The following is a 5,333-nucleotide window of genomic DNA, read 5'->3' on the forward strand; positions in this document are numbered from 1 at the left end:
CGGCACGGACTGGCTCAACATGACCCCACTGAACGCCGTGCAGTCGCGCATTGTCAGCTTGCTCGACTTTCCGCAGGATCTCTATCTCGGCGTGGGCGCCCAATCCGGGTAATCAGCTGTCAAAATGGGCGAACCGTGAGCATTGGTCAGCTTGGGTGAAACCCTGATACGGGGGAGACCCGCCGAGTTGATGGCCGCGCCCCGTGGCGCCCGGTTGCCGATGAGGCTGACGTTGGTCAGGGTTGGAGAGATCTCGAAGGTGTCCACGGCGGCGTTGCCGATGGCGCCACCGCTCGTTTTAGCGGCATTGCCGCTGAACAGGCCGTTGGCGATGGTTGGGCTGCCGTCCTGGTTGTAGAGCGCCCCGCCGCTGACGTGGCGCAGTTGCCCTGGAAGCGCAGGTTGGTCAGGATTGGATCGCCGCCGACATTCAGCCAGCCGCCGCCGTTGGTGTCGGCCGCGCCGGCGGTGATGGTGAAGCCGTCGATCAGGGTCGTGGAATCGACGTCGCGGGTCTGGACGACATGCCGGCTGTTGGTGCCGACGACATCGGCGCAGTCCTCGGTCACGCCCGCCGCGTCGGTCTGGTCGTCGCCGTCGAAATCGCCGCTCAAGATGGCGCGGTGGTCGCGCCAGTCGCGCTCCGCCAGCGTGCTCTCCGTGCCCGCGAAGCCGCCGTAGACCGCCACCCCGCTGGGGGATGACGAAGCTGGCGTCGGGATCGCCAAGGCCCTGATCGTCCGGGCGATAGAGTCCGGCGGCGACCCAGAGATCGTCGCCGGAGCGCGAGACCGTCAGGGCATCCTGCAGTGTCGGGAAGGCATCTGCCCAAGCGCGGCCATCCTGGGCACCCTGGGCGTTGAGATCCACATACCAGGTCAGGCGTTCGGCGTCGATGGTCAAGCCTGTGGAGCAGACCTCCGCGCCGGTCGTGGAGCTCCCCACGAAGGTCGTCACGGGGGTGACGCAATAGAAGAACGTCTGCCCCCCGGTTGGCGGCCTGCACGCGGTAGGTTTGCGGGCTACCGTGGGTCGCGCCAACCCCCAGCGTTTGGTGGACGCCTGCGAGGCCGCCGGCATCGAGCCGCTGATGGCGGTCAAGCGCGATGAACACCATCCCCCTGTCTCAGAGCGCTTCGACGAACCACCCGAACTGCCCGCCAACCCGACCCCGGTGCAACGCATGACGCGCCGCCTCAAGACCGGGGCCGGTAGAGCCGCCTATGCGCTGCGCAAGAGCACCGTCGAACCGGTCTTTGGCATCATCAAATCCGTCATGGGATTCCGCCAATTCCTGACCCGCGGATTGGACAACGTTCAGGGCGAATGGACTCTGGTGTGCCTGGCGTGGAATCTAAAACGCATGGCCGTATTGCGTCCGCAGTAAGGGAAAAACCAGAGAAATGTGCGCTTTTTGCCGAAAATCGTCTCGTTTACGCAACAAACGGCCTTCGGGTGGCCCTCAAGGGGCTACTTCGAGGAGCAAGTCCGACAGGCTGCTAGGGTCTGAGCGATTTCGCGACCCTGATTCAGGAAGCATTGCTGGCCGCGCCACGCACGCGGGGCGCGAAGACCTGGGCGAGCTCGGCCTCGGACAGTCCGGGTCCGCTGTCCTGGACCTCCAGCCAATCGCCGTCTGCGCCACAGCCTCTGCGTCGTCACGTCGACGATGGCGAGCGGGCTTCGCAGCTCGAAGCACCACAAGGCCTGATCGGCCTGCTTCGGGGCCTCGAACAGGGTGAAGTCGAGCCGGAGCAGGTTGCAGTCAAACCCTCAGGATCTCTTTCGTTTGGAGTCTCTGGGCGAGCTTTGCCAGTTTTTCGTCGAAGGTCGCGAACTGAGCTGCCTGTGTGCTGCTGGCAAGATGGAGCGCATCGGCAAAATCCATACCCTGCTCATGCCAATCGAGCGCCCGGGCGACGACTCCTATCGTTTCGACCTCGACTCCTTGAAGCCCGATCGTCTTTCGCAAGGCAGACACGATCGTCTCGCGAGGGAGCTTGTAAGAGAACCTGAGCACCCACTCCGTTTCCAGCAGCACCGTCTTGGAGAGAAGGATCTTCTGCCGTTCGAACAGGGCAACGGCCCTCGGGCTCTGCTCCGGGTCATCATTGGTGATGATCCGCACGACGACGTTAGTATCGACCGCGAGCATGTCTTTCGCTCACTCCGGCGGCGATGGCGTCTTCCATTTCATCCAAGGATCTGGTCGGACCCCGATACCCCGCGCAGCCCACGACTTCGCTGAGGGTCGTGGTCGGAACGGGCTTCTTCGGCCGCAAGAAAATGCCATCCGGACCCGCCTCGATCTCGAGCTCGATGCCCGGAGACCAGTGATAGTGCTCGCGAATGGCCTTCGGCAATATGACTTGACCCTTGCTGGAAAGGCGCGTTGTTTCAATGGCGGTACGGAGAGTCATTGGCTTGTTGATTGCGGGAAAGTAAGATCGAAGCTTACTTGGGGCTGGGAAGGCAATCAAGCGGAAGAGCACCCTCGGGTGCGACCAAAACGGATGTCTGGCTGGGGTGAACGCGAGTGAACCCCAGCATCTACTCTTGAGACGTTGGTCGGGTTGGCTTGACCCTGAATCCATTGGCGGGCTGTAAGCGGCGGCATGAAGTTTCCCTACGGTTTGAGCGATTTCGCGACCCTGATTCAGGAAGGCTACTGGTATCAGGACCACACCGACCGGATCCCCCGCTTGGAGGAAGCCGGTCGGCAACTGATCTTCATCCGCCCGCGCCGCTTCGGTAAGAGTCTGCTGCTCTCGATGCTGGAGCACTATTACGATCTCAACCGCGCCGATCAATTCGAGGCGCTGTTCGGCGGGCTGGCGAGCGGGCGCGCGCCCACCCCGCTGCGCAATCGCTTCTTCGTGATGAATTGGGATTTCTCGCTGATCAAGTCGCAGGGCGCGGTCGGTGACATCGAAGGCGCGCTGCATCAGCATCTGAATGATTGCATCGAGGATTTTGCACGGCGCTATCGGGGGCATTTTCAAGACCCCATCTCCATTCATCGGGAGAACGCGCTGTCCTCCTGGCGGTCAACCCTGACCGCGATTGCACAGACGCCTCATAAGCTCTATCTGCTGATCGACGAATACGACAACTTCGCCAACGAGGTCTTGATGGCGGAAGCGGGCGTTGACCGCTACGCGGGGCTGCTCTATGGCGAGGGTCTGCTGAAGGATGTGTTCAAGGCGGTCAAGGCCGCCGCTGGCGGCCAGGGATTGATCGCGTCTTTATCACCGGGGTCTCGCCGGTGGTGTTGAGCGATATGACCAGCGGCTACAACGTCGGCGAGAATCTCTATCTCGAACCCGAGTTCAACGATCTGTGCGGTTCACCGAGTCCGAGGTCGCCGCCGTGTTGAAACGGCTGGCGGGCGCGGAGGGTTCAGGTGCTTCCGTCGCCAGGTCGCCCGCTGACGAGCTGGACACCATGCGCACCTTCTACAACGGTTATCGCTTCAGCGAGGAGGCCACGGAGAGTCTCTACAATCCGACCCTGAGCCTCTATTTTCTCAAGGCATTGCAACATCGGGGACAGGCCCTGCGTCGGATTCTCGACGAGAATCTGGCGATGGATCGCGGCAAGCTGGCCTATATCGCCGCGCTGCCGCATGGCGAAGACCTCCTAGGAGTCTGTCGGACTTAAGGTTGACGACACCATTTGCCCCTCGCGGAGGCCGAAAAACGATTCATGTGCCCTTCAATCACCCATTGACCGGGTACTTTTTGCGGTTCTGATGCCGGTCTCTGCTTTTTGGGCAGACCTATCCTGCCAGCACGTGAAGCCGCTTCACGTTGTAGGCCAGACAGACCAGTGTCCACTCCCCCGTCACCGCCTGCAGCCCGCGCAAGAGGAACTGCCGGAATCCCATGACCTCCTTGACGATCCCGAACACGGGTTCCACCGTCGACTTGCGCTTGGCATCGAGGGCCTTGCCTTCCACGGTCGTGAGCCGATGGCGCATCCGGGCCAGGGGACTGGCGGTCGCGGGCGGGGCGACTGCGGCCTCGGCGAAGCGGGCTTCCGGACTGGGATGGTGGGTTTCGCGAGCGCCGGCCAGGAGTGGGATGATGTGCCCTTGCTCACAGGCCTCGGCATTGGTGGCGCTGCCATACCCCGTATCGGCCACCAGCGATCGGACGTGCCCAAGCGTCTGCGGCAACGCCCCCAGATTCGCCAGTGCCGGCGTCAGTTCCTGCTGATCGTTGGGGTGTTGCGTGACAGGCTGTTCGACGATCAGACGACGGTCGTGTTCCACTCCTGTCTGGGCGTTATCGCATGGCTCAAAACCACCCCCAGACACGGGCATGATGCGCGATTCCGGGTCGGTGAAGTTCACTTGATCGCGCTCGCGCGGCCCCGGCTCCGGCGGCTTCGGTGCACGCCCTCCCAGCTTGCGTCCCCGTTGCAGTTCGCGCGCTCGGCGCTGCGCCAGCGGCTCTTCATACGCCGCCTTCTCAAGGTCATCACGGGCTTGCGCACGCGCGTCTAATTCGATTTTCGCGTCACCGATTTGCGGCAACCGCGCTTGGCGCATCGCCACTTCTTCCCCCACCTTCATCCCGGCGACCGGTTCCTGGTCGCCGGCGGTCTCGGCTTTTGTCAGCAAGGCCTGCACTTCGGCACGCCACTGTTCTTCCAAGCGATTGGCATCGCCCCAACTCATCGATTGATGCTTGCTAGCGTTGGCGTGAATCTTGGTTCCGTCCAGGCTCACATCGCCTAACCGCAGGACGCCAAAGGCAGACGCCCGGAGCAAGATCTGGGTAAACAGATCTTCCATTTCCCGCAAAAACCGCTTGCGAAACGTGTTGATGCTGTCGTGATCCGGATGGGTATTGCCCGTGATGTAGAGGAACGGAATCGATTCATCGGTCGCCTGTTCCAGCTTGCGACTGGAGAACACGCCCGTCGCATACCCATAAAACAGCAAGGCCAGCATCATTTTGGGAGGATAGGGCGCGGAGCCCCCGCCACGGTAGGCGCGTTCCAGGGCGCCGACATCCAAGCCATCTACGAGACTGACGATGAAGCGCGCCAAGTGATCGGGATCCAGCCAGTCCTGTACCGGAATCACGAACGGCTGATCTCGATCGATGGGGATGAATTGATTGCTCATGGCAAGACTCTTCGCGGACGACGGAACCATCTTACCTGGATGACGAGCGGGAAGTCCGACAGACTCCTAGGAGCCTGTCCGGCTTAGCACCCGCATCGCGAGTACAATCGTGTGTCTCACCCCGAAGCCCAGCGGAGCCTCCATGGCTGTCGAGTTCATCCCCATCGACCGAGACACCCCACTGCGGTTGCCGCCGTGC

Annotated in this window: 5 protein-coding genes and 2 pseudogenes; 3 read left to right on the forward strand and 4 right to left on the reverse strand. The window is 62.2% G+C overall.

Features of this window, described 5'->3' with window-relative positions:
• Positions 1 to 236: 236 nt before the first annotated feature.
• A complete protein-coding gene (locus tag QZY07_RS11030) occupies positions 237 to 728 on the reverse strand; it encodes a hypothetical protein (protein WP_295402417.1) in 492 nt (163 codons plus the stop codon).
• A 317-nt stretch (positions 729 to 1,045) separates the two neighbouring features.
• On the opposite strand from QZY07_RS11030, the pseudogene QZY07_RS11035 reads away from it, so the two are divergent.
• Positions 1,046 to 1,387: pseudogene (locus QZY07_RS11035) on the forward strand (transposase); the annotation flags it as partial.
• A 378-nt stretch (positions 1,388 to 1,765) separates the two neighbouring features.
• On the opposite strand, the gene QZY07_RS11040 reads toward QZY07_RS11035, so the two are convergent.
• Together QZY07_RS11040 and QZY07_RS27395 are read right to left on the reverse strand one after the other, a co-directional pair.
• Complete coding sequence (locus QZY07_RS11040; RefSeq protein WP_295402419.1) at positions 1,766 to 2,155, reverse strand: type II toxin-antitoxin system VapC family toxin; 390 nt, start codon at positions 2,153 to 2,155, stop codon at positions 1,766 to 1,768.
• A complete protein-coding gene (locus tag QZY07_RS27395; protein WP_363184084.1) occupies positions 2,136 to 2,594 on the reverse strand; it encodes an AbrB/MazE/SpoVT family DNA-binding domain-containing protein in 459 nt (152 codons plus the stop codon). The genes QZY07_RS11040 and QZY07_RS27395 overlap by 20 nt, the downstream gene beginning before the upstream one ends.
• Before the next feature lie 21 nt (positions 2,595 to 2,615).
• Between QZY07_RS27395 and QZY07_RS11050 the strand changes: the two genes are divergently transcribed.
• Both QZY07_RS11050 and QZY07_RS11055 read left to right on the forward strand, forming a co-directional pair.
• Entirely contained in the window at positions 2,616 to 3,275 is a 660-nt protein-coding gene (locus QZY07_RS11050) for an AAA family ATPase (protein WP_295402423.1), read from the forward strand.
• A 5-nt stretch (positions 3,276 to 3,280) separates the two neighbouring features.
• Positions 3,281 to 3,660, forward strand: a pseudogene (locus QZY07_RS11055) (AAA family ATPase).
• 118 nt (positions 3,661 to 3,778) lie between these two features.
• Here the strand turns inward: QZY07_RS11055 and QZY07_RS11060 are convergent.
• Positions 3,779 to 5,134 (reverse strand): IS1182 family transposase, encoded by a 1,356-nt coding sequence (locus QZY07_RS11060; RefSeq protein ID WP_295402425.1) that lies wholly within the window; start codon positions 5,132 to 5,134, stop codon positions 3,779 to 3,781.
• Positions 5,135 to 5,333: the final 199 nt, after the last annotated feature.

Origin of the sequence: uncultured Thiocystis sp., assembly GCF_903866365.1 — a bacterium.
GTDB lineage: Bacteria > Pseudomonadota > Gammaproteobacteria > Chromatiales > Chromatiaceae > Chromatium.

Bases quoted from the DNA above. Each gene is read 5' to 3' on its own strand.
- QZY07_RS11050 (WP_295402423.1), top strand. From the start codon at position 2,616: ATGAAGTTTCCCTACGGTTTGAGCGATTTCGCGACCCTGATTCAGGAA.
- QZY07_RS11060 (WP_295402425.1), bottom strand. From the start codon at position 5,134: ATGAGCAATCAATTCATCCCCATCGATCGAGATCAGCCGTTCGTGATT.
- QZY07_RS27395 (WP_363184084.1), bottom strand. From the start codon at position 2,594: ATGGATTCAGGGTCAAGCCAACCCGACCAACGTCTCAAGAGTAGATGC.
- QZY07_RS11040 (WP_295402419.1), bottom strand. From the start codon at position 2,155: ATGCTCGCGGTCGATACTAACGTCGTCGTGCGGATCATCACCAATGAT.